Raw genomic sequence first — 23,739 nt, 5'->3', positions numbered from 1 at the left:
ATTATGGAGACATTAGAGTTAAAAAATCCCGAATTGGGAAAAGAGGGCATTGGAAACAAACTTGCGAATCTGATTACACAAAACAAAGAGAGAACCAATCCGTTGGTTGCAGCAGGGTATATGGATCACGATATCGGAATCATGTTTATGTTTCAGGCAAAAAAAGGTGTTTTAAACAATTCCGGAGCGGCTTCAAAACTGGTCAATCCGTATTTGGATAGTTATTCCGTAGACATCAGTACTTTTGAAGCTTTATACAATACATTTAGCACTCGAGGTAATGAACTAAGATTTGACTTTGTCTTTATTACCCAGAAAGACTACGCAAAGTATACAGGCAACACCCATCTTTCTACTGGAGCCAATGAATTTTTATACTTTATTGCAACACCTTTGGACCATAATGGTGATCCACTTGCGCATTATATCATCTTTAATTTAGGACATAAATTTGAGATCGATAAGGATCTTATTAGTCTTGATGAGGCAAGAGCAATGTATACTCAATACACTTCATCCGAGTTTTATCATAAAATGAATACTTATAGTAATCCTTTACAACAGACATGGTGTATTGGTTATACCTGGGCAGACATCAATAGGATTTTACATGAAAGGAATATTGAAGGGCGTCTTTACAAAGAAGTTAAGTTTATCCCAGGTGAAGTAATAGAAATTGAGATCATCAAAGATTATTTTAAAGATAATCCTTATTATGTTTTTGAAGTCGCTGAGTATGAAGCCGCTTATCAAGGCCAGGAAAAAAGACTTACCATGATTGGAAGATACCTGCCGGATGATCTTATAGGAAAAGAAGGATTCTTCGATATGGGCTCACTATATCCATAGAAATGCTCATTCAGATTATATACATATCAATACTCTTTATAGATACTGTAAAGTCGATGGTTTTAGCTGGAAAGAAAGGTCTTTCCAGCCAAAACTATTTTACAATATACTTATTCCTTTCTTTGTGCCTAGAACTTTATGGACACTATAAAATATACATCCAGAAATTTGACTTTGCTTATCTTTTTAATTATTACAGTATTTTTCTGCTTATATTTTTCAACAGATACTATGCAAGAATCTTCCCTCAAAAACTCAGAATATTCTTTCTGTATGTTCTGATTGCTATATTGGCTTATATTGCTCTGTTTGTAAAGTTTTACGGTGAAAACTATGAAAACACATTGGGAATATTAGTTTGCTTTTATTTTATCATTAATGCACTGGTATGGTTTTATATCAGATTAAAAAACTTTGACGAAATAAAAATCTTTAATGACCCGCATTTCTGGGTATCATGCGGATTACTTTTTTGGAGTATTTTTTTTATTTTCAGATCCATCCCCATGTTTTTTCTTCAGGATAATGATCCGGGTTTTTTACAAATTTTAAAAACCATGCAGTATTGCGTTAATATCATCATGTATGGAATGTTCTATATGGGCTTAAAAAATTTCGAGAATAGCGGAAAATAAAACACAATATGAAACAATTGCCGGATACAATAAGGTTGGCCTATATTATTGCCGTTATTCTGTTGATAACTTTTGTTATTTTCATTGTTCTTATTGTTGTTTTGTATAATAAAAGGCAGCTTTTTTTTGTTCAGCAGCAGCAGCTCAAAGAAGCCGAATACCAAAATCAGCTCCTTCAGAAAGAACTAGAGAAACAAAAAGTTCTGGAGCAGGAGAGGGAACGTATTTCTCATGATATGCATGATGATCTTGGAGCAGGAATTTCCGCATTAAAACTTCAGGCAGAATTTCTGAAACAGAAAGCAGAAGATGATGATCTGCAAAACGACATTGACGAACTTCTGAAAACCTCCGAAGAAATGAATATTTCTATGCGAGAGATGCTTTGGAGCTTGAATTCCGGAAATGATACATTAGGTAGCTTCATAGACTATGCCATACTTTATACCGGAAATTTCCTAAAGAAAACAAAAATAGTACTGCATTCTGAATGTGAAGACATCATTACGGAAACACCGGTTTCCACAGAAATGAGGCGTAATCTCTTTCTCTGTTTAAAAGAAGCTGTTAATAATGTATATAAGCACAGCCATGCCAATACCTTGAAACTTTCGTTTTCACAGGAAAAAAATAACTTTTCCATGAGAATTTCTGATAATGGAAGGGGAATTCAAGATGACCAGTCAAAAGGAAACGGCCTGCGGAATATGAAAAGAAGAATGAATGAACTGTCTGGAGAATGCAATATCATATCCGAAAACCCTGGGACCAGCTTTTTATTCAGAGTCACTTTATAAGGGTTATAAAAAAATCATAGAAATTTGAAATTCTAACGTCAAAAATTATTCAAAAACTAAGAGTTTTAAAAGCATTATTTTCTCATTTTAAATCGCTGATCTTTTGCTAAGAAATTGTAGAATTATCATAATATAAATTAACTAAAATTTAACTCGGATTTATCTCAAAAAAATCCCTCGAAATACCCCTGAAAGTTAAATTTTGATTAAATTTGTCTAAACAAAAAAAATAAAAAATGAGTGCAATTTCTTACATAGAAGCAAGACAGATTTTAGATTCCAGAGGTAACCCTACCATCGAAGTAGATGTATTTACAGAAAGCGGAGCAATGGGCCGTGCAGCTGTACCTTCAGGGGCATCTACAGGAGAACACGAAGCAGTAGAATTACGTGACGGTGGTTCAGAATACCAAGGGAAAGGAGTTCTGAAAGCTGTTGAAAATGTAAAAGAAGTAATTGCAGAGAATTTAGTAGGACAGCCGGTTTTCGAACAAAATTATATTGATCAGATTATGATCGATCTAGATGGAACGCCTAACAAAGGAAATCTAGGCGCTAATGCTATTCTTGGTGTTTCTTTGGCAGTAGCAAGAGCTGCAGCTGCAGAATTGGGAATGCCTCTATACAAATATGTAGGTGGTGTGAATGCCAACACACTTCCTGTTCCAATGATGAATGTAATCAATGGTGGGTCTCACTCTGATGCTCCTATCGCATTTCAGGAATTTATGATTATGCCGGTAAAAGCAGATTCTTTCTCTCACGCATTGAGAAAAGGAACTGAAATTTTCCACAACCTGAAATCGATCCTTCATTCAAGAGGTCTATCTACTGCAGTAGGTGACGAAGGTGGTTTTGCACCAACTTTCAAAGGGACTGAAGATGCTTTAGATACTTTACTTCAGGCAATCGAAAAAGCAGGATATAAGCCAGGTGACGACATTATGTTAGCACTAGACTGTGCCGCTTCGGAATTCTACAAAGACGGAATTTATGATTACAGAAAATTCCAGACCCCTGATGCCGCTCAGTTTTCAAGCAGCGAACAGGTTTCTTACTTAGCTGAACTGGCTGCAAAATACCCAATCATTTCTATTGAAGATGGTATGCAGGAAAACGACTGGGAAGGCTGGAAAATGCTTACTGATAAAATTGGTGACAGAGTACAGTTGGTAGGTGATGATTTATTCGTAACCAACGTAGAAAGACTATCCAGAGGAGTAAAAGAAAATATTGCCAACTCTATCCTTGTAAAAGTAAACCAGATTGGTTCTCTTTCTGAAACAATGGCGGCAGTACAAATGGCTCAGAACAACAAATTCACTTCAGTAATGTCTCACAGATCAGGAGAAACTGAAGATTCTACAATTGCTGATTTAGCAGTAGCAATGAACTGTGGACAAATCAAAACAGGTTCAGCTTCAAGATCAGACAGAATGGCAAAATATAACCAATTGTTAAGAATTGAAGAAGCTCTTGGTGAAACTGCAATTTTCCCAGGACTGGAAGCATTTAAGATAAAAAGATAATTGAATTTATAAATAACGGCAAGCGATAATTTTTGTTTGCCGTATTTTATGGAAAGTGGTATATTTAAAAAAAATAAATAAATAATGTCAGACAACAAAGTAATATTGAATTACGACGGTAATTCATATGAATATCCAATCGTGGATAGTACTATCGGAGACAGAGGGATTGATATTTCAAAATTAAGAGACCAGACAGGTTTGATCACTCTGGATTTAGGTTACAAAAATACAGGAGCTACTATTAGCGACATCACTTACTTAGACGGAGATAAAGGAGAATTATTCTACAGAGGTTATCCAATCGAGCAGATTGCTGAAAAATCTAACTTCACTGAAGTAATGTATCTTTTATTACATGGAGAATTACCTACTCAGGATCAGTTTACTTCATTCGACAACAATATTAAAAAATATAACTTCATCGCAGACGAAATGAAAAAATCATTGATGTTTTTCCTCGTTCTGCTCACCCGATGGGAGTTTTATCTTCTTTAACTTCTGCTTTGACAGCTTTCAACCCAAAAGCAGTAAACGTAAACTCTAAAGAAGAAATGGATCATGCTGCTGAGCTTATGATCGCTAAGTTCTCTCACCTTTGTGCTTGGACGTACAGAAAAACTCAAGGTTTACCATTAAACCACGGGGATAACAACCTAAATTACGTAGAGAATTTCTACAAAATGGCATTCAGACTACCAAACGCTGATTTCGAAATCGATCCGGTAGTAGTGAATGCTTTAGATAAATTATTAATCCTTCACGCAGACCACGAACAAAACTGTTCTACTTCTACAGTAAGAATGGTAGGTTCTGCTCACACAGGTCTTTTCGCTTCTATCTCTGCTGGAGTATCTGCACTTTGGGGACCACTTCACGGTGGTGCTAACCAAGCGGTAATCGAAATGCTTGAGCTTATCGAAAAAGATGGTGGTGACGTATCTAAATATGTTGCTAAAGCTAAAGATAAAGGAGATAGCTTCCGTCTAATGGGATTCGGACACAGAGTATACAAAAACTTCGACCCAAGAGCGAAAATTATCAAGAAAGCTGCTGATGATATCCTTACTGCGCTTGGTATTCAGGATAAAGCTCTTGACATTGCAATGCAGTTAGAAAGAGTAGCTCTTGAAGATGAGTACTTCGTAGAAAGAAAACTATATCCAAACGTAGACTTCTATTCAGGAATCATCTACAGAGCATTAGGAATTCCTACAGAAATGTTTACTGTAATGTTTGCATTAGGAAGACTTCCGGGATGGATTTCTCAGTGGAAAGAAATGAGACTGAAAGGAGACCCAATCGGAAGACCAAGACAGGTTTACCAAGGTGCTCAGGAAAGAAACTACATCGACATCGCAAGCAGATAATATTTGCTTATACTATAAAAGAATCCCAAAGCTTGCTTTGGGATTCTTTATTTTTAAAATGGTCATATTATTTCCATCGTAAAATCACTTATCTTTAAAAGACCGGAAAACGGATCGTAATGTAAAGGAAAACACTTCTGAGTATCAATTTTTAATATTTTCAGTTATTTTGCGAAATCGAATATAATAATTTGATTAAATTTACTACTGTAAAAAATTAATACCCAATGACTTTCGGACAACAGATGTTATTTTTCTTCAGCGCAGTAGGAGCATTCAACGGACTTCTGCTGGGCATTTATTTGTTGTTTGTTAAAAAACTGAAATATCTCCCGGATTTTTTCCTCGGAATTCTTCTCTTAATGTTAAGCTCAAGAGTAGTGGTTTCTGTATGTTTTTATTTTTATCCCGATTTACCCAGAATTATAGCACATTTAGGACTATCAGCCTTATTTTTTGCTGGACCGGCTTTATATTATTATGTGAAATCTTCCTTCCAGCAGGATCAGTTTGATTGGAAGAACTGTCAGAAATGGTTCGGGATATTAACCCTTATCTTAGGAGTTGTCGGGGTATTATATCTGGTGTTTCCCATTACATGGGATAACTATTTTGCTACTTTTATCTATGCTGTTTGGTCTGTATTTGTATTTCTTACGGTCTATCAGTATTATATTTTACATAAACAGAATCATAAAAGTCCCAATAACTTTGTACTCCCGATTCTGGTCAGCAATGTGATTATATTTTTGAGTTACCAGTTGATTTCTACAGGCTGGCTACAAATTTACTGTGCAGGAGGAAGCCTTGTGTTTTCGTTTGTACTGTATGCCAACTTTTTGATTTTATTTAATAAAAAATACCAACAGCTTCCGGTAAAAGAAACAGAAAAATATTCCAATAAAAAGATTTCCGGAGAACAGGCTGATGGTTTTGTATCAAAATTAGAAAGATTAATGGATACAGAAGAGCTCTATAAAAATCCGAATTTAAAATTGAGTGATCTTGCCTCCAAAATGAACATCTCTTCTCACCAGCTTTCTCAGCTGCTGAATGATAATTTGGGGAAAAGTTTTGCTACCTGCATCAATGAATACAGGATCAATGAAGCTTGTGAAAAAATAGAAAATGGTTCTTATCTGAAAATTGAAGAGATAGGCTATGAAGTGGGATTCAATTCCAAATCAACTTTCTTTTCAACTTTCAAAAAAATAAAAAATACAACACCTCTTTTGTATAAACAGTCTCAAACCCTTACTGAACCTAGGTTTCAGAGTTCAAATTTATAATTCAGTACTGCGGAATTTCAATTTCAAAACCGTAATATTACAGCAAGCCGATACTTTTGATTTCATAAAATTTAAAATTTATGATCGTTAAATTATGGTTCTTGCTATTCCTGTTTTTTCTGTTATTCTTTGGAAAAGCACAGCAGGGTGTTGTAAAAGCAAAAGTTCAGGATTCTCTGGCTGAGGCAAAATCTTCCACAACAAATATCTCAGAAGTTATCATTCAGTCTGCTCCCAGAAAGATGAAAATGAGTGATGGTAATCTTGTGTTGTCTGTTGCCGGAAACAGAGATTTTAAAACCTCCACTCATCTTCTTGATGTCCTGAGAAAGACTCCTGGTGTTACAGTTGACCAGGAAGACGGAATCTTTGTTGGAGGAAGAATTACACCTGCCATTCTGATTGATGGAAAACCTGTCGTCATGAGTAATCAGGAATTGCAGGCTTATTTACGGTCTTTATCTCCCGAAATGGTAGAATCTGTGGAGGTAAATACCAATCCGTCTTCGAAGTATGATGCAGAATTTAAAGGAGTTATTGATATTAAACTCAAAAAGAATATCAGTCTTGGATGGAAATTAGGCTATAACGGGAATGTATACATTAATAGATTCAACTCCCGTGAAAATGCAGTAAATATCTCTTATCATACCGGAAAAGTGACCTACAGTGTACAGACAGGTTACAATGAAGGAATTTCAACCTATCGTTATCATGCTTTACAGCGTTTGGCAAATACAAATATCATGCGTACCCGTACTTATCAGGAAGACTTTGGAAAGGTTTATAATCTGCAGGCAGGTGCTGATTTCAGACTGAATGATAAAAACAGATTCGGACTCAATTTAAGAGGAAACTTCCGGAACATTGACCGAATACGCAACGGATCATTATATACAACAGATCAAAGTGAAACTAATGTGGTAGTAAATACTGCCAGCGGGAATCCTACAGCTTACAGCCAGAACAATTATGGAATAACAGCAGATTATTCTTTCCAGAACAAAGGATTTAAAATCAGTTTTTTAGGAAACTATCTTTCGGTTAATAATAAACAGAATGATGATTTTATCAATAAAGATCATGGGACAGCGAATGTACTTTCCTATTGGAAATCTGACCTTTTTAATAAAATTAATATCCATACCGCCCAGATAGATGCTTCTCAAAAAATAAATAACACCGATATTGAAGCAGGTGTTAAATACAGTCATTCTGATACCAATAATAATATCAGATATGATACATTATCAGCAGGAAACCAGTTTGTCTTTGATCCTACCCGGAGTAATATATTTTCATACAAAGAAAAAATATGGGCTGGATATGTGTCTTACAGACAAAAAATGGGGAAATTTCAAATCAACGCAGGATTAAGGTTTGAAAATACAAGCAGTATTTCCAAGACCGTTACTTTGGATTCTGTTGTTTCCAGAAACTATCTGAAATGGCTGCCGTCTCTAAGTGCATCGTATACCTTTAATGCTTTCAATGAGTTGTCTCTTTCTTACAGCAGAAGAATAACAAGACCGGTTTTCTCACAACTTAATCCGTTCCGGTTTTATTTCAGTCCGTTAAATTACTGGATAGGAAATCCTTATCTATTGCCTTCTTTTACCAGCCAAATCAAAGCAACCTATCGGCATAAAAACTGGATTACAAGCTTTACTGTAGGAAAAGAAAAAGATGTGATGACCCGCTATCCTCTCTATAATCCGGAAACGAATGTTCTGGAATATTTGGGAACCAATCTTCCCTATCGGAATTTTGCAATTCTGGAAACAAGTTTTCCGGTCAGGATTACAAAATGGTGGAATATCACCAGCCAGATTGCAGGATATTACAATTATGAATTCAGACCTTATATGGAGGAAGTCTTTGCATTGAATATCTATAATTATGAGCTGAGACTCAATCAGGTATTTTCACTTCCCAAAGGATTTACGGTAAATGTCTTTGCTACTTATGAATCTAAAACGGGGAATAGCCTTTACATCATTAAACCAAGATATACGGTAGATGTATCATTACAGAAGTCATGGTTTGATAATAAACTGAATACTAAGATCGGATTTAATAATCTGCTGGATTCATATGAACAGAGGTTGGAATTCAGGCATAAGCAGATTATGGATAACCGTTTTACCCATTGGTGGGACAGCAGCAGGCTGATATTTTCACTCAGTTATACGATAGGAAGTTCAAAATATCAGGTAAAGGAAACTCAGAAAACAGAAGAAGAAAACAGAACAAGATAAGAAAACCTGCTTGATAAAGCAGGTTTTCGTTTTTTATTATGGGCATACACAATTTCCACATGTCCAGATGATACATTTTCCATCAGCATCCCATTCACAGCAGTATCTTGGTCTTGTAGGTCCGATTCCGCCTGTTATTGATTTTTGTTGATCTCTACCTAGTTTTTGTGCGTGTTTTAGCACTTTAATGTTCTTGTTCATGACTTTGATTTTTGGTGTTAATAGTTAAGTTTTATGGGTTATAATTTCGCGAAAATTATATCACTAATATAGGACTTTATTTTTAAATGTAACCAAAAATTGTGTTTGTATGTATATGAAAAATAGTAGATTGTAGATAAATGATGTCAGTCATTTTTTTGAAAAATTAAAAAACAAATCCTACCTGTAAAAGCGGAGCTTATTTTTTGTGAGGAAACAGTATCAGCTTGCTTAGTAGGTGGTGAGCGTAACCTGATAAAGAAAATGGTTTCCTGAACTGATCTCCTTTAGACGTATTCTGGCCCCTTGTATCGTGAGGTCTACTTCATTCCCGTTATTGACAGAGAGAATCTGTAAATCATTAAAGGTATAGACCCTTGAAATTGGAAATCCATTTTGTAGAGTATTCCAGGTTACTTTTAAATGGAACAGTTCAAAAGTCTGACCTGTACCTGGACTGGGAGTCGAAGGAGAAAGATAAGCGACAGTTGTTCCGTTGGTGATATACTTGCTTTCAAGAACATGAGTGGTCTGTGTAGAACTGTAAGGAGGTGAAACAATATGATAATGACGATCATAATCAGCCTCCACTTTAATATGATTAGGTGGAGAACTGCTAAGACTAGCTTCACCTACATATTTGACGCTAAAAGATTTCTGTGCCCATAAACTGGTTACTGATATTACGGTAAATAATACGGTAAAAAAAAATGTAAGGATCTTTTTCATAATAAATAAGATTTAAGATTAGTATTGCGAATATAATGGTACACAGAAAATGAGACCAGCTACATTAAGTAAGTACGTACATTTCAACAGTAATTGCGTAAGGTGAAATTGTAAGTGAGAATCAGATAGTTGTATTTTCTGTATTTGTTGTATTATCCGGATAAAATAACTGTAATAAAACTGTCATCCAGAAGAACCGGATTACTAGAGAAAATTATAAGGAGAAAGCAATCCAAAAGTTTTATAGGTAGCGACCTTTACTTATATTTGTAGTATTGCATAAATCTTTATGAGACTAAACATTAAAAACGAAACGGGTAGGCTGAAGTCAGTAGTTCTAGGCCAGCCTAATTCATTGGGAGCCGTTCCCACACTAGAGGAAAGTTATGACGCCAAGTCATATTACTCAATCGAACATAATATTTATCCTAAAGAAGAGGATATTATCAATGAAATGAACGCTTTTGAAGCGGTTTTAAAAAAGTATAACGTTGAAGTACTGCGCCCAAGTATCATCAAAGATTACAACCAGGTTTTTTCCAGAGATGTAGCTTTTGTGATAGATGACAAGATGATCATTTCCAATGTGATTGCAGACAGAGCAGACGAGCAGGAAGCATACAAAAGCGTTTTTGAGAAAGTAGCATGGAGAAAGATCATTAACCTTCCGGAAACGGCACATATTGAAGGCGGAGACGTAATTGTGTGGAATGATTTTATTTTCATCGGAACCTGCTTCAGCGAAGACTACCGAAACTATAAGACGGCAAGAACCAACGAGTATGCCATTGAAATCTTAAAAGAATATTTTCCAAAGAAAAGAATTATAGATCTGGAACTGAAGAAAAACGATAAAGTTCCGTTTGAAGGGATTCTGCATTTGGATTGCACATTTAATCCGATTGGAGAAGACAAATGTATCATCTACAAAAATGGATTCGTAGATGAAAGTGATTATCGTTTGATCATTGATATTTTCGGAGAAGAAAACTGTTTCCACATCAATGATGAAGAAATGTTTGAGATGTTTCCGAATATTTTCTCCATTTCTCCCGATGTAGTGGTTTCAGACAAAGCATTCACCAGAATGAACGACCATTTAAGAAACGAATGGGGAATGACGGTTGAAGAAATTCCTTACAGAGAAATATCCAAAATGGGTGGTTTGTTGAGATGCTCTACAATGCCGCTTGTTAGGGAGTAATTGAGTGTGAGAGTTTTAGGATTTGAGAGTGAAGGAGTTTTAGAGTCTGAGTGTTGATGGGTTTGAATATTTTTTTAATTTTAAAAAAATATTTGGGTATGTCAACAATCAAATTTCATCAGGACTTAAAAGTTTATCAACAATCATTTGAAATAGCACAGCTGATTTATGAGCTCTCAAAATCCTTTCCAAAAGAAGAACTTTACTCACTTACAGATCAGATAAGAAGATCGTCAAGATCTGTAACGGCAAATATTAGTGAGGCTTGGGGGAAAAGAAAATATGAAAAATCCTTCATAGCTAAGCTTACAGATTCAGAAGGAGAAGCAAGAGAAACTCAAACATGGCTTCAGTTTGCTTTTGCCTGCCATTACATGAATGAAGAGCAATACAATATTTTGCACAAAAAGTATAACCAAATAATAGGGATGTTAGTTAATATGATGAGTCAGTCAGAAAAGTGGTGTTCATTTTCTTCAATGAATAAAGAAGATAATAATTTGTAAAACGCTGTTCAGACTCTCAAACTCTTATACGCTAATACCCTCAAACTTATAAAAAATGCAAACAACAGATACAGTATTAATGATAGAACCGATTGCATTCGGTTACAACGCTGAAACAGCAAAAATAATTATTTCAGGTAGAGCAGACAGGTTCTGATATCCAGTCAAAAGCTTTGGCTGAGTTCAGTACTTTTGTCGGAAAACTAAGAGGAAAAGGGATTAACGTAATCACGATAAAAGACACGCTGGATCCTCATACTCCGGATTCTATATTCCCAAACAACTGGGTAAGCTTCCATAAAGACGGGAAAGTAGTTTTATATCCTATGTTCGCTTCCAACAGAAGAGTGGAAAGAAGAGATGATATTATTGAAACTATCGAAGCTCAAGGATTTGAAGTGGTTGAAGTAGATGACTGGTCTTTCTCGGAAACTCAGGGACATTTCCTGGAAGGAACGGGAAGTATGATTTTCGATCACGATAACAAAATTGCTTACGGTTCTGTTTCTTTGAGATTGGATGAAAAACTGTTCAGAGAATTCTGCTCAAAATACGGATTCACTCCTGTTGTATTTCATTCATTCCAGACAGTAGGGACAGAAAGACTTCCTATTTATCATACCAACGTCATGATGTGTGTAGCCGATAAATTTGTCGTAATCTGTTTAGATTGTATTGATGATGAGCTGGAAAGAGAAAAAGTAATAGAAACGATTAAAGGTTCCGGAAAAGAAATTATTGAAATTTCAGAAGAACAGATGCAGCAGTTTGCAGGAAATATGCTTCAGGTTCAAAATAAAGCCGGTGAGAGATTTTTGGTGATGAGCCAGACAGCTTATCAGTCTTTATCTTCAGAACAGGTAGCTGCTATTGAAAAATACTGCGAAATTATCTATTCTGACCTCAATACCATTGAAGTAAATGGTGGAGGAAGTGCAAGATGTATGCTTGCTGAGGTTTTTCTTCCAAAAAAATAATATATTTACCAAAAAAATTAATTGAACCCATTATCAAGTAAAGGTTTACATATTCTTCTGACTTTGGAAACAGAGTCAGAAGATTTGTTATTAGACAGCAAAGGTTTTCTGACGTTTACAGAAGAAATTCTGAAAACCAAAGATGTAGAAATTGTAGGAGTTACCAATCATATTTTTGAAAATGATAGTTTTACATCAGCAGTAATCCTGAAAGAGTCTCACCTTTGTATCCACACGTGGCCGGAATTCAAACAGCTTACTTTTGATGTTTTTCTTTGTAATTATACACAGGACAATACCACAAAAGTAGAGCAGATTGCAGATGAAGTGGTTCAGTATTTTAAAGCTAATACCATTCAGAAACACAAAATTTACAGATAAAAAATGCATTACGTCTGCCCAGCATGCGAATCAGAAAATAAATTAGACCTCACTTTTCCTATCGAGGAATATGTTTGTAACACCTGCTCTCATCTCATTGATGCAGCCGGAAATAAGAAGACCAAACATTTGAAAGTACCGACCGAAAACGTTGTATTGGACGTCGGACAGAAAGGAAAAATTGAAGGTGTAGAATATACCGTTGTTTCTATTATTGTCAAGAAATACGGAACAGGCATTTTCTGGCGTGAATACTCTTTAAAAGACAGTAAAGGAAATGATGCTTTCCTGAGTGAAAGTGATGGCCATTGGGTCTTTATAACCTCAATGCACCCTGACGATTTTAAAAGTAAAAATTCGAAATTACCAACCTATCTCGGACGAACTTATCGCTGGTACGAAAACACTCCATGCAGCATTGACGCTGCAGCCGGATTTTTTGATGAGCACCTTGATTTCAGTGTTGCCACTTACAAAGAATATGTCAATGGAACCCGTATGATCTCTCAGGAGAAGACCAGCAAGAAAAGCGAATATTTTTATGGAGTTCACATTTCAAAACATGATGTAAAAAGAGCTTTTAAAATAGCTCACATGCCTTATTACACGGGAGTGGGGATCGTTCAGCCTTATTATTTTGATATCAAACAGATGGTCAACATCTTTTGTGTGGCTGCATTAATGATATGTCTGCTTCAGTTGTATGTTTATACTTCAAGAACCAACGAAACTGTTTTTGCGGAGACCATCAACTTTGCAGATGTACAGGACAAGGAAATGGTGAGCAAAAGTTTTACCCTTTCAGGAGGTTCAGCACCATTAAAGGTAAATGCATTTTCAGGTGTTGATAATTCCTGGGCAAATATCCAGCTGAGTCTTGTGAATGAAAAAACCAATGAAATTATCTATACCTCCAAAGATATCGAACAGTATCATGGTTACGAAGATGGAGAAAGCTGGTCAGAAGGAAGTCAGTCCGAAGAATTTAATCTTTGCGGAGTAAGCTCCGGACAATATCACTTTCTTATTTCTGCAGAGAAGGAAGGGGCTTTACCAACATTTTCCAACCTTCAGTCTCCGGATTCGAAGGTGATGATATCCCGGGATAAATCAGGAACTATTGAAATTACAGACTTGTTTAAGGCCCAAACTACAACCTTTACAGACGGAAAAACTTTAGAAAAAGATACAACAGAATTGGGTAAACTGGTAAAAGCGTCGTTCGGAACTTCAAAAATAGATTCTCTGATCAATGCTGAAGCACCTAAACTCACTACAGATCCTATTTCAAGCAATACTTATGTACAGCTCAAGGCAACCTGGCTTCCCGTTTCATTCTGGAACTTCGGATTCATTTTATTCATAATGATTGTACTCTTTATTGCTTTATTGATAGGAAGACATTTCTTTAATGTGAGTAAATGGAAGAACAGCTCAAACACCCCTTATGCCACATCATGATGAACACTATTTTACATTACATAAGACAAAACTGGATGCTCTGCCTGATCGGAGGATTTTTCATGACCTGGTTTGTATACCTTACCTACCGGGGAAATCAGGTCTGCGACTGTGCCAAAACGGAAACATACCGCGATGGAACTACCAGAAGCCATTCCAGAGTAGGATTCTACAGATACTATCACAAATAAAAATATAAAAACTATGGACAACATCAATTTATTACCAATACTCAACTCGGTTCTTTATTCATTTCTGGGAATCGCAATTCTGCTTGTATGCTATTTCGTTATAGAAAAACTTACTCCGGAAAAAACATGGCATGAGATCGCTCAGAACAAAAATATAGCACTGGCTATTGTCTTCGGAGCATTTATCATCGGAATTTCAATGATTATAAGCGCGGCAATTCATGGATAAGAAGAGGATTCCTCTTGAGCTGCTTTTATTGTTTTCAGTATTCGTCATTGCTACATGTGGATTGATTTATGAGCTGGTGGCCGGAGCCCTGGCGAGCTATCTTTTAGGAGACTCTGTAAAGCAGTTTTCTTTCATTATTGGGGTATACCTTTTTTCAATGGGAGTAGGTTCCTACCTTGCAAAATTCATCAAAGGAAATCTTATTGATAAATTCATTGAGATCGAAATCCTTGTGGGAATCGTAGGCGGAATCAGCTCTGTGGTGCTGTTTATTCTGTTTAATACTCTGGCACACTTTGAAAGCGTTCTATACCTTTTTGTCTTTTTCACAGGCTGCTTGGTTGGAGTGGAAATCCCTCTTTTGATGAACATTCTGAAAGACAGAGTACAGTTTAAAGATTTAGTTTCAAACGTCTTTGCATTCGATTATATTGGAGCTTTATTGGCATCGATTCTTTTTCCTCTGGTTTTAATTCCAAAGCTGGGAATTGTAAAAACACCTTTGTTCTTTGGGTTAATTAATATCTCTATTGCGATATTTCTATGTTATTACCTTACCAAGGAATTATCAAAACCCTTATCCTTAAAAGTAAAATCTATTGCAGCATTTACATTCTTGCTGGGACTTTTCTTTTTCTCAGATACAATTCTGTCTTATTCTGAAGAGAAACTTTATGGTGAAAATGTAGTGTATACCAAAAGTTCACCCTATCAAAGAATCGTTTTAACGAGAAATACTCACGAATTCCGTTTATATTTAAATAACAACTTACAGTTTTCATCCACTGATGAATACCGCTATCATGAAGCGTTAGTACATCCTGCAATGTCTATGGCAAAAAACATTGATAATGTACTGATTTTGGGAGGTGGTGATGGTTTTGCAGCCAGAGAAGTATTAAAATATAAAGACGTTAAAAAAGTAACCCTTGTGGATCTTGATGGTGAAATGACTCAGTTTTTCAAGACCAACGAAACCATGCGCAGGTTAAACCAAAATTCTTTTTCCAATCCGAAAATAGAAATTATCAATAAAGACGCCTACATTTGGGTAAAAGACAGCAAAAAGAAGTTTGATGTCATTATCATCGATTTTCCGGATCCATCCAATTACAGCTTAGGAAAACTATATTCCCTGCAGTTTTATAAAGAACTGGAGAAGCTGACAACGCTTGATACGAAAATTGTGGTTCAGACCACCTCTCCGTATTTTGCTCCGAAATCTTTCTGGTGTATCGAAAAAACAATCAATCAGATTTTTCCTTTCACAGCAGCCTATCATACCTATGTTCCGTCTTTTGGGGAGTGGGGATTTTCGATGGCTTCATTTGAACCGATCAATAATAGAGTATACAGAAAGCTTCCCGGCTTAAAATACTATGATTATAACTTTTCACAAATGGCATATTTTAACAAAGATATGAAAGTGAAAGATGTAGAAGTTAACCGTCTGGATAATCAGATATTAGTCCGTTATTTCGATGAAGAGTGGGGGAAAGTACAGTAGAAAGGATTTTCTTAAAACTATATTTTTAGGTAGCCTGATGCTTCCCTTTTTGCAGTACTGCGAAAAGAAAGTAAAATCATTGCTGCTTAAGATTACGGGAACTAATCATGTTCTCGGACATAAGTTATGGGCAAAAGATTTTCCACAATTTTCAGAAGTTATCCACACAAAATATCTTATCGTAGGTGGAGGAATATCCGGACTTTCTGCTTGCCGATTTTTTAACCAAAATAATGAACAGGATTATCTTCTCCTTGAAATGGAAAACCATTTGGGAGGAAATTCTTCCAATGGGCAAAATTCATTTTCAAAGTTTCCGTTAGGAGCACATTATTTACCCTTACCCAATAAGGAAAACGTAGAAATTATAGACTTCCTGAAAGAGTGCAAAATATGTTTAGGAACAGAAGATAACGGAGAACCCATTCTTGATGAATACCAAATGACCTTTCCACAACAGGAAAGACTATTTTATAAAAATTTCTGGCAGAATGACATTGTTCCTCAAAGAGGTATTTCAGCAACAACCCAGCAAGAGCTTAACCGCTTTTTTAAGTTGATGGATGAGCTTCGGATAAAGAAAGATTCGCAGGGGAAATACTGGTTTGCCATTCCGGTACATGATTCAAGCAGAGAAGATGAGGTTGTAAAGCTTGAAAAAATTGTATTCAAAGACTGGCTCAAAGAAAATAATTATCACTCCGAAGAACTTCTCTGGCTGTTGGATTATTCATGTAGAGATGATTTCGGATTAGGAATAGATTACGTTTCAGCATGGGCGGGAATTCATTATTTTGCAGGAAGAAAAAACAACTGGAGCACGAAATACAAAGATCAGGTATTCACCTGGCCGGAAGGAAATGCGAGGCTTGCAAAACATTTTTCAAAATACACGGAGGGAAAACATATGCCTGAAAATCTTGTTTTTGATGTAAAAATCAATGATAAAATTGAGGTATTGAGTTTTGATAATGCTCAAAAGAAAACGAAAAAGATCATTGCTGATAAAGTCCTGTTTGCATCACCACAGTTTGTGAATGAAAGGATTTTTAATCAAAAAAGAGCATCATCATTTCATTATGTGCCCTGGCTTTTAACAACCATTACGCTAAAGAATGAATTTGGAGGAGATGAAGAACTGGCATGGGATAATGTGATCTACGGTTCTTCAGGATTAGGCTATATCTTTGATCAACATCAGAATCTGAACCAGATTATTGGTGAGAAAGTGATTACCCACTATAAAAGTTTTTCAACAGCAGATTGCAAAAAGGCAAGAAAAAAGCTCTACGCTATGAAAGAGGCTGAACTGAAAGATTTAGTTTTAAATGATTTGAAGAAAGCACATCCTCTGATAGAAGATTTTATTCTCGAAATGCAGTTTCATAAAATAGGACATGCCATGATTGCTCCCGTTCCCAATCAGATTTTTGGCGAAGAAACCAAAATAGCAAAAGAATCTGTAGATGGAAAAATTTTCTTTGCCCATTCTGATCTTTCAGGAATATCTATTTTTGAAGAAGCCTTTTATCAGGGAATCCGGACTGCAGAACAAATGATATAAAACAATACAATGAAACAGCCGTGGATACATAATGCAAAAACAGACTGGTGGTTTATTTTATCACCACCTTTCCTTGTATTGCTTGTTATTTTTCTTTTTCAGAAACAGATTCAGGGGCTGGAAAATCATTATTCCTTTTACACATGGCTTTTCCTGATTGTTTTTGTGGATGTGGCACATGTATATTCTACTTTGTTCAAAACGTATTTCGTAAAGGGAGAGATACAGAAAAATAAATTGCTTTATCTCGGGATTCCTGCGGTAAGCTGGATATTGGGAATTATCCTGTTTCAATTCGGGAACCTGACATTCTGGTCGGTACTGGCATTGATTGCCGTTTTTCATTTTATACGCCAGCAGTACGGTTTTATGAGGATCTATGCCCGTTTTGAACCCAATAACTGGAGCAAGAAAATAGATGAGGTCGCTGTTTATTCTGCCACTATTTTTCCGATGTTGTACTGGTTTAAAACCCCTCGGGCCTTTACATGGTTTGTCAACAATGAGTTTGACTGGCTTCAAAATCTTCCGAACTATCTTCCTCTGATTACGATTGCATACTTTACAATTCTACTCATTTGGATCATTAAAACGGTTTTCGAAGCTTTTAAAACAAAAAATATTAATATCCCGAAAATAATATTGATCACCGGAACTTTTCTTTCCTGGTATTTTGGGATTGTCTACTTCAATAATGACCTTTTGTTTACTTTTCTGAATGTAGTTTCTCACGGAATTCCTTATATCGCATTGATTTATATCCGGGAAATACAGCAAAAGGAAAATAGTCAGTTGAAAAGAATGCAGATTTTTAAATCTCTTTCAGGAATATTTTTATTTGTTGGAGTTCTTTTAGGATTTGCTTTTTTGGAAGAATTTTTATGGGAAACTCTGGTATGGAATGAACATTTTTCCCTAAATGTGATTGTTTCTGAAAAAATATTTCAATTCCTTGTTCCGTTATTGGTGGTTCCGCAGCTTACTCATTATCTGCTTGATGGCTTTATTTGGAGAAAACCAAAAAAAGTTAGTTAACTTTGCCCTAATCTTTAAAATCTAATAATGAGACAATACTTTCTGTCATTAGCAATTTTTCTTGGAATGATTGTAGGGGCTCAGCAGAAAACCTTCTGTAATCCCATTAATATTGATTATGGTTATACTCCTTTCGAAGTTTTTTCAAAGCAAGGGAAACACCGTGCTACGGCAGACCCGGTGATTGTTAATTTTAAGAATAAACTGTTTCTTTTTTCTACCAATCAGGAAGGATACTGGTACAGTGATGATATGCTGGACTGGAAATTTGTCAAACGTAAATTTTTAAGAGATAATAAATATACCCATGATCTTAATGCTCCTGCGGTATGGGCTATGAAAGATACTCTTTATGTGTATGGTTCTACCTGGGAACAGGATTTCCCGATCTGGAAAAGTACAAATCCTACCAAAGATGACTGGAAAATTGCAGTGGATACTTTGAAAGTGGGAGCGTGGGATCCGGCATTCCATTATGACGAAGATAAAAATAAGCTGTATCTGTACTGGGGTTCGAGTAACGAATGGCCATTGCTTGGAACAGAAGTGAAAGTGAAAAACCTTCAGTCTGAAGGTTTCGTAAAGCCTATTATTAAATTAAAACCCGAAGATCACGGATGGGAACGTTTTGGTGAATACAATGATAATGTTTTTCTTCAGCCTTTTGTGGAAGGAGCATGGATGACGAAACACAACGGAAAATATTATATGCAGTATGGTGCTCCGGCAACTGAATTCAGTGGATATTCTGATGGAGTATACGTGAGCAAAAGTCCTTTGGAAGGCTTCGAATATCAACAGCATAATCCATTCTCTTACAAACCGGGAGGTTTTGCCAGAGGAGCAGGTCACGGAGCTACTTTTGAAGACAATTATAAAAACTGGTGGCACATTTCCACCATCTTTATTTCTACTAAAAATAATTTTGAAAGAAGACTGGGAATCTGGCCTGCCGGTTTTGATAAAGATGATGTCATGTACTGTAATACGGCGTATGGGGATTATCCAACTTATCTTCCGCAGTATGCACAAGGTAAAGATTTTACTAAAGGTCTTTTTGCCGGATGGATGCTCTTGAATTATAATAAACCGGTTCAGGTTTCGTCTACTTTAGGAGGGTATCAGCCCAATAATGCTGTAGATGAAGACATCAAAACGTATTGGAGTGCCAAAACAGGGAATTCCGGAGAATGGTTCCAGACAGATCTTGGAGAAGTTTCTACGATCAATGCCATTCAGATCAATTATGCAGATCAGGATGCGGAGTTTATGGGGAAAACCTTAGGGAAAATGCATCAGTATAAAATCTATGGTTCCAATGATGGGAAGAAATGGAATGTGATTGTTGATAAAAGCAAAAATACAAAAGACGTTCCTCATGACTATGTTGAGCTTGAACAACCTGCAAAAGCCCGTTTCCTGAAAATGGAAAACCTGAAAATGCCAACAGGCAAATTTGCTTTAAGTGGTTTCAGAGTGTTTGGGAAAGGAGCAGGAAAACAGCCCTCTAAAGTGGAAGGTTTTGTACCTTTAAGAGCTGACCCGAAAAAATATGGTGAAAGAAGAAGTATCTGGATGAAATGGCAGCAGAACCCTGATGCGGATGGATATGTAATCTATTTCGGTAAGACTCCTGATAAATTATATGGAAGCATTATGGTCTACGGAAAGAATGAATATTTCTTTACGGGAGCAGACAGAACAGATGCTTACTACTTCCAGATTGAAGCTTTCAATGCGAATGGTGTTTCTGAAAGAACAGCCGTTGCAAAATCAGAATAAATTTAAAATAAAATATAAAAGAATAACACGTTTTGAAAAATCAGAACGTATTATTTTTTGTCTGTTTTCTTAAGAAATGTTTCAATTTTATCAATAAGAAATTGATCATGAGGATGTTTATCCCAGTCCAGATGTCCACCATTGAATAGATAAGACTCATGAGGGATATGGTTTTTATTTAAAACAGAATCTAATATTTTCTTTTGTGAAGAAGGAATAACACGATCCGAATTTCCGTAATACGATAAAGTAGGAGGGGAGCTTTCATTGATCCATTTTACAGGGCTTGCAAAATCTATTCTGGAAATCCCCGATTCTACGATACGAGGATCTACCAATCTTCTTTCCACAAAGGAATATTCCTGATAATTTTTAAAACCCGGATCAGAAAGATCAGCAGGACCCACAATATTAATAACAGCTTTTACTTTTTTATCTGTATCAAATTGATAAGCATACAGCATGGATAAATGTGCTCCGGCGCTGTTTCCTAATAATATTAATTTCGGACTGTACTTAAATTTCTTTGTTAAAAAGACAGAAATATTTTTAATATCATTTACCTGATTAGGAAGTCCATAGTTTGTTTCTGAAGTTAACCTGTAATTCATGTTGACAAAAATATGATCAGGAAATTTCTGCATCATAGAAAGAGTGAAAAAAGTAAGTTGCGACTTATCCCCAGAGCGCCAGCCTCCACCATGAATAATGATAAAAACATCCTTTTCTTTGGTTGTTTTTGTATTGGGAATATAGACATCCATTACCTGTTCAGGACTGTTCCCATAATGAATATTTTCCTCCTTATCAAAGTTGATATCCTTGCCCAGTTTTATCTTCTTTTCTGTACAGCCTGTCCAAAGAAAAAGAAAACTAAGGCAAATTAAAATAACTGGAACGTGATTTTTCATAGTTATTAAATATAAAAAAATCCGCTGAAAAGAATCAGCGGATACCGTAAGAATAATTGAATATGAAGAAAGATAATTTTTATCTTGTTCTGCTTTTAATAGCATCTGATGCGCCTTCGATGTCTCTTACCTTTTTCACTTTCTGATTTCCGAAATTGTAAGTGAGACTTACCGTAAAGCTTCTGTTGTAACGGTTTTGGTGGATGTAGTTGTAATTTCCGTTATCCTGAAAATCTTCAATTTTGACAATGTTGGTATTCAGAACATCATTCACATTCACTGCAAAGGTCCAGTCGTTCCACATTTTCTTCAGGCTGAGGTCTAAGCTCATTAAGCCTTTTAATAATCCAAGCTCGATCTGTTGCTTGTCTACGAAGAAATAATTAACTCCAAAGAACCATGTTTTCTTTTTATCAAGACGAATGGTGTTGTTGGTCTGAATCAAAAGACTGGTAGAACTCGTTTTGTTGGTGTAAGCGATGTTTTTACCATCCTGGTTTCTGAATCGGTCTCCTGTAGTAGGATCGGTATCAAGGCTCCCGTTGTTGATGTTGTGCTGAACTCCAATATTAAAATTGGTAGTCCAGTATTGTTTGAAAAACGACTTTTGAATACCTACCATGGCAGACATTTCCTGCTTATCACCAAAATTGGTTCTGATGTATCTCAATACAGGATTGGCACCCACTGTACCATCCGGCGATACAGGATATCCCTGCAGCGGAACCTGAGTGATAGCATCTTTAATGTAAGAATGGTTTAAAATCAGGAAATATGAATTTTTAAACATGTACGTAAGCTCCTGATTGTAGGTAGAAGATGCTTTTACAAATGGGTTGTTCTGCGTGTAATTGTCATCCGTCAGGATATTTCTTACAGGATTGATTTCCCAGAAACTTGGTCTTCTCATTCTGCTTGAAAAGGAGTACGAAATATTATTTTTATCGTTGATAGCGTAATTGAAACTTAAATAAGGAAGGATGTTGTTGTAATTTCTTTCAATCCTTTTAAGTTCGTCTGTAGGTGCATTATCAGACGTTCCGAGACTGTTTGTAATCTCATATCTTGCCCCAACTTTTCCAGAGATTTTATCCGAGAATTTCTTTTCTACAGTAAGGTAAGCCCCGTAAATATTTTCATCATAGATAAAGTGATTGGGTCTTGGGTCCGGATCTTTTGCGGGATCAAAAGAGTACGTTATGTTTTTAGAATCGTTGTCTGTTTTGGTTTTGTTGTAATTTCCTCCTACCGATATCGTCAGGTCATTTTTAAATTTCTGAATATAATCTACCATTCCGGAGAAGTTATTAATGATCTGAGGTAGATCCTGGAATACTTGTGTTGTCATATTTCCAGTTCCCATATTCGCATCAGACATATACGTTCTGTTGTCTGTAAACTGGAATCTTTTATAATTAAGATACGCTGCATTTACATTAAGCTTACTACCAAGAGAATCAGTTTTTAACTCATAATTTAAGTTCAGTGAATTGTTATAAGACCTTGCATCTTCTTTGTTTTTAGACCATGTATATTTTGTGCCGTCTTCTGTCTTGATGGTATTGAAAAGATTGACTGTTGAATTATAGCTTTTATTCGCCCATGTGTTCCATGACAAAGCCATATTACTTTTTTCATTCAGCTGATAATCAATATTCAAATAACCACCTAGGTTTTTATTAGGATCATCAATATCTCCTGTGGATTGATTAGAAGTTTTAGCAGTACCATTTCTTAAAGTGTAGGTTTGTGCTTCAATATTTTCTCCACCACTAAGATTGGCGCTCACTCCCAGCTTACCTTTTCTGTAATTGGCAGAGAAGCTTGCCTGGCTTCCGTTGTATTTATTGGTGGTATTAGACATTCTCATGTTTCCGCTAAGGCCATCACTCATTTTTTTCTTGAGAACGATGTTGATGATCCCATCGGATGATTCTACCTGAAACTCACTTCCAGGAACGGTAATGACCTCAATTTTCTGAATGTTTTCTGCCGGAGTATTTTTCAGGAACTGAGCCAGAGACTCAGAATCCATATTCGTTTTTCTTCCGTTGATATAGATTAGAGCATTATTTTTCCCAGCAATTTTCAATGTTTTATCATCCGTAGAAGATAATAACGGGGTCTGCTTCAGAAGGTCAAAAGTGGTGTTTCCTTTGGCTATGGGAGAAGCTGCCACATCATATACAAAACGATCGCTTTGTTTTTTGAAAACCTGTTTTGTGATGGTAATTCCTTCTATATTTTTTGTTTTTGCCGTGTCTGCTTTCTTTTCCTGAGCAAATGCGCAGGTACCAAATACGATGGCCATTGACAAAATTATACGTTTCATGT

Annotated in this window: 20 protein-coding genes and 2 pseudogenes; 18 read left to right on the top strand and 4 right to left on the bottom strand. The window is 36.0% G+C overall.

The window, feature by feature from the left end:
- The first annotated feature begins 3 nt into the window (after positions 1-3).
- The 7 genes and pseudogenes from BOQ62_RS07265 (at position 4) to BOQ62_RS07235 (ending at position 8,727) form a co-directional block, all read left to right on the top strand.
- Positions 4-849: a hypothetical protein gene (locus BOQ62_RS07265; protein WP_129038311.1), complete on the top strand. Its 846-nt coding sequence runs from the start codon at positions 4-6 to the stop codon at positions 847-849.
- A gap of 56 nt (positions 850-905) precedes the next feature.
- On the top strand, positions 906-1,484 hold the full coding sequence (locus BOQ62_RS07260) for a hypothetical protein (RefSeq protein WP_129038309.1): 579 nt from the start codon (positions 906-908) through the stop codon (positions 1,482-1,484).
- An 8-nt stretch (positions 1,485-1,492) separates the two neighbouring features.
- A complete protein-coding gene (locus BOQ62_RS07255) occupies positions 1,493-2,281 on the top strand; it encodes a sensor histidine kinase (RefSeq protein ID WP_129038307.1) in 789 nt (262 codons plus the stop codon).
- 236 nt (positions 2,282-2,517) lie between these two features.
- A complete protein-coding gene (gene eno, locus BOQ62_RS07250; RefSeq protein WP_105683346.1) occupies positions 2,518-3,810 on the top strand; it encodes a phosphopyruvate hydratase in 1,293 nt (430 codons plus the stop codon).
- An 84-nt stretch (positions 3,811-3,894) separates the two neighbouring features.
- A pseudogene (locus BOQ62_RS07245) lies at positions 3,895-5,180 on the top strand (citrate synthase).
- A 227-nt stretch (positions 5,181-5,407) separates the two neighbouring features.
- A complete protein-coding gene (locus tag BOQ62_RS07240; protein WP_129038305.1) occupies positions 5,408-6,469 on the top strand; it encodes a helix-turn-helix domain-containing protein in 1,062 nt (353 codons plus the stop codon).
- A gap of 80 nt (positions 6,470-6,549) precedes the next feature.
- Positions 6,550-8,727 carry a TonB-dependent receptor domain-containing protein gene (locus tag BOQ62_RS07235; RefSeq protein WP_129038303.1) on the top strand — a complete coding sequence of 726 codons (2,178 nt, stop codon included), beginning with the start codon at positions 6,550-6,552 and terminating at the stop codon, positions 8,725-8,727.
- Between the two features lie 36 nt (positions 8,728-8,763).
- Here the strand turns inward: BOQ62_RS07235 and BOQ62_RS22420 are convergent, their stop codons facing one another.
- Together BOQ62_RS22420 and BOQ62_RS07230 are read right to left on the bottom strand one after the other, a co-directional pair.
- On the bottom strand, positions 8,764-8,928 hold the full coding sequence (locus tag BOQ62_RS22420; RefSeq protein WP_164976704.1) for a hypothetical protein: 165 nt from the start codon (positions 8,926-8,928) through the stop codon (positions 8,764-8,766).
- Between the two features lie 231 nt (positions 8,929-9,159).
- Positions 9,160-9,657, bottom strand: coding sequence for a hypothetical protein (locus tag BOQ62_RS07230; protein WP_129038302.1), 498 nt, complete (start codon positions 9,655-9,657; stop codon positions 9,160-9,162).
- Positions 9,658-9,946: 289 nt separating this feature from the next.
- Between BOQ62_RS07230 and BOQ62_RS07225 the strand changes: the two genes are divergently transcribed.
- The 11 genes and pseudogenes from BOQ62_RS07225 (at position 9,947) to BOQ62_RS07175 (ending at position 20,494) form a co-directional block, all read left to right on the top strand.
- Positions 9,947-10,861, top strand: a complete 915-nt coding sequence (locus tag BOQ62_RS07225) for a dimethylarginine dimethylaminohydrolase family protein (protein ID WP_129038300.1) — start codon at positions 9,947-9,949, stop codon at positions 10,859-10,861.
- Between the two features lie 98 nt (positions 10,862-10,959).
- Positions 10,960-11,367 carry a four helix bundle protein gene (locus BOQ62_RS07220; protein ID WP_228413796.1) on the top strand — a complete coding sequence of 136 codons (408 nt, stop codon included), beginning with the start codon at positions 10,960-10,962 and terminating at the stop codon, positions 11,365-11,367.
- Between the two features lie 55 nt (positions 11,368-11,422).
- Positions 11,423-12,344, top strand: a pseudogene (gene ctlX / locus BOQ62_RS07215) (citrulline utilization hydrolase CtlX).
- Between the two features lie 21 nt (positions 12,345-12,365).
- Entirely contained in the window at positions 12,366-12,725 is a 360-nt protein-coding gene (locus tag BOQ62_RS07210) for an S-adenosylmethionine decarboxylase family protein (RefSeq protein ID WP_047380623.1), read from the top strand.
- Between the two features lie 3 nt (positions 12,726-12,728).
- Positions 12,729-14,186 (top strand): DUF4178 domain-containing protein, encoded by a 1,458-nt coding sequence (locus tag BOQ62_RS07205; RefSeq protein ID WP_129038296.1) that lies wholly within the window; start codon positions 12,729-12,731, stop codon positions 14,184-14,186.
- Positions 14,183-14,377, top strand: coding sequence for a hypothetical protein (locus tag BOQ62_RS07200; protein WP_164976703.1), 195 nt, complete (start codon positions 14,183-14,185; stop codon positions 14,375-14,377). The genes BOQ62_RS07205 and BOQ62_RS07200 overlap by 4 nt, the downstream gene beginning before the upstream one ends.
- Positions 14,378-14,390: 13 nt before the next feature.
- On the top strand, positions 14,391-14,606 hold the full coding sequence (locus tag BOQ62_RS07195; protein ID WP_129038294.1) for a DUF350 domain-containing protein: 216 nt from the start codon (positions 14,391-14,393) through the stop codon (positions 14,604-14,606).
- Positions 14,599-16,113 carry a polyamine aminopropyltransferase gene (locus tag BOQ62_RS07190; RefSeq protein ID WP_129038292.1) on the top strand — a complete coding sequence of 505 codons (1,515 nt, stop codon included), beginning with the start codon at positions 14,599-14,601 and terminating at the stop codon, positions 16,111-16,113. The genes BOQ62_RS07195 and BOQ62_RS07190 overlap by 8 nt, the downstream gene beginning before the upstream one ends.
- On the top strand, positions 16,088-17,677 hold the full coding sequence (locus tag BOQ62_RS07185; RefSeq protein WP_129038290.1) for an NAD(P)/FAD-dependent oxidoreductase: 1,590 nt from the start codon (positions 16,088-16,090) through the stop codon (positions 17,675-17,677). The genes BOQ62_RS07190 and BOQ62_RS07185 overlap by 26 nt, the downstream gene beginning before the upstream one ends.
- A 9-nt stretch (positions 17,678-17,686) precedes the next feature.
- On the top strand, positions 17,687-18,712 hold the full coding sequence (locus BOQ62_RS07180) for a hypothetical protein (protein WP_129038288.1): 1,026 nt from the start codon (positions 17,687-17,689) through the stop codon (positions 18,710-18,712).
- 27 nt (positions 18,713-18,739) lie between these two features.
- The gene (locus BOQ62_RS07175; protein ID WP_129038286.1) at positions 18,740-20,494 is read left to right on the top strand and encodes a discoidin domain-containing protein; all 1,755 of its coding nucleotides are present in this window, start codon (positions 18,740-18,742) and stop codon (positions 20,492-20,494) included.
- Positions 20,495-20,544: 50 nt separating this feature from the next.
- Here the strand turns inward: BOQ62_RS07175 and BOQ62_RS07170 are convergent, their stop codons facing one another.
- Complete coding sequence (locus tag BOQ62_RS07170; protein WP_129038284.1) at positions 20,545-21,405, bottom strand: alpha/beta hydrolase; 861 nt, start codon at positions 21,403-21,405, stop codon at positions 20,545-20,547.
- A gap of 79 nt (positions 21,406-21,484) precedes the next feature.
- A complete protein-coding gene (locus BOQ62_RS07165) occupies positions 21,485-23,737 on the bottom strand; it encodes a TonB-dependent receptor domain-containing protein (protein WP_129038283.1) in 2,253 nt (750 codons plus the stop codon).
- Positions 23,738-23,739: the final 2 nt, after the last annotated feature.

Source organism: Chryseobacterium sp. CH21 (assembly GCF_004119445.1).
Lineage (GTDB): Bacteria > Bacteroidota > Bacteroidia > Flavobacteriales > Weeksellaceae > Chryseobacterium.
Note: the sequence above shows the minus strand (reverse complement) of the source record. Positions and strands in the feature narration are given on the sequence as shown.

Excerpts from the sequence above, each read along its gene's own strand:
- BOQ62_RS07265 (WP_129038311.1), top strand. The coding sequence starts at position 4 with ATGGAGACATTAGAGTTAAAAAATCCCGAATTGGGAAAAGAGGGCATT.
- BOQ62_RS07260 (WP_129038309.1), top strand. The coding sequence starts at position 906 with ATGGTTTTAGCTGGAAAGAAAGGTCTTTCCAGCCAAAACTATTTTACA.
- BOQ62_RS07255 (WP_129038307.1), top strand. The coding sequence starts at position 1,493 with ATGAAACAATTGCCGGATACAATAAGGTTGGCCTATATTATTGCCGTT.
- eno (WP_105683346.1), top strand. The coding sequence starts at position 2,518 with ATGAGTGCAATTTCTTACATAGAAGCAAGACAGATTTTAGATTCCAGA.
- BOQ62_RS07240 (WP_129038305.1), top strand. The coding sequence starts at position 5,408 with ATGACTTTCGGACAACAGATGTTATTTTTCTTCAGCGCAGTAGGAGCA.
- BOQ62_RS07235 (WP_129038303.1), top strand. The coding sequence starts at position 6,550 with ATGATCGTTAAATTATGGTTCTTGCTATTCCTGTTTTTTCTGTTATTC.
- BOQ62_RS22420 (WP_164976704.1), bottom strand. The coding sequence starts at position 8,928 with ATGAACAAGAACATTAAAGTGCTAAAACACGCACAAAAACTAGGTAGA.
- BOQ62_RS07230 (WP_129038302.1), bottom strand. The coding sequence starts at position 9,657 with ATGAAAAAGATCCTTACATTTTTTTTTACCGTATTATTTACCGTAATA.
- BOQ62_RS07225 (WP_129038300.1), top strand. The coding sequence starts at position 9,947 with ATGAGACTAAACATTAAAAACGAAACGGGTAGGCTGAAGTCAGTAGTT.
- BOQ62_RS07220 (WP_228413796.1), top strand. The coding sequence starts at position 10,960 with ATGTCAACAATCAAATTTCATCAGGACTTAAAAGTTTATCAACAATCA.
- BOQ62_RS07205 (WP_129038296.1), top strand. The coding sequence starts at position 12,729 with ATGCATTACGTCTGCCCAGCATGCGAATCAGAAAATAAATTAGACCTC.
- BOQ62_RS07200 (WP_164976703.1), top strand. The coding sequence starts at position 14,183 with ATGATGAACACTATTTTACATTACATAAGACAAAACTGGATGCTCTGC.
- BOQ62_RS07195 (WP_129038294.1), top strand. The coding sequence starts at position 14,391 with ATGGACAACATCAATTTATTACCAATACTCAACTCGGTTCTTTATTCA.
- BOQ62_RS07190 (WP_129038292.1), top strand. The coding sequence starts at position 14,599 with ATGGATAAGAAGAGGATTCCTCTTGAGCTGCTTTTATTGTTTTCAGTA.
- BOQ62_RS07185 (WP_129038290.1), top strand. The coding sequence starts at position 16,088 with ATGAAGAGTGGGGGAAAGTACAGTAGAAAGGATTTTCTTAAAACTATA.
- BOQ62_RS07180 (WP_129038288.1), top strand. The coding sequence starts at position 17,687 with ATGAAACAGCCGTGGATACATAATGCAAAAACAGACTGGTGGTTTATT.
- BOQ62_RS07175 (WP_129038286.1), top strand. The coding sequence starts at position 18,740 with ATGAGACAATACTTTCTGTCATTAGCAATTTTTCTTGGAATGATTGTA.
- BOQ62_RS07170 (WP_129038284.1), bottom strand. The coding sequence starts at position 21,405 with ATGAAAAATCACGTTCCAGTTATTTTAATTTGCCTTAGTTTTCTTTTT.
- BOQ62_RS07165 (WP_129038283.1), bottom strand. The coding sequence starts at position 23,737 with ATGAAACGTATAATTTTGTCAATGGCCATCGTATTTGGTACCTGCGCA.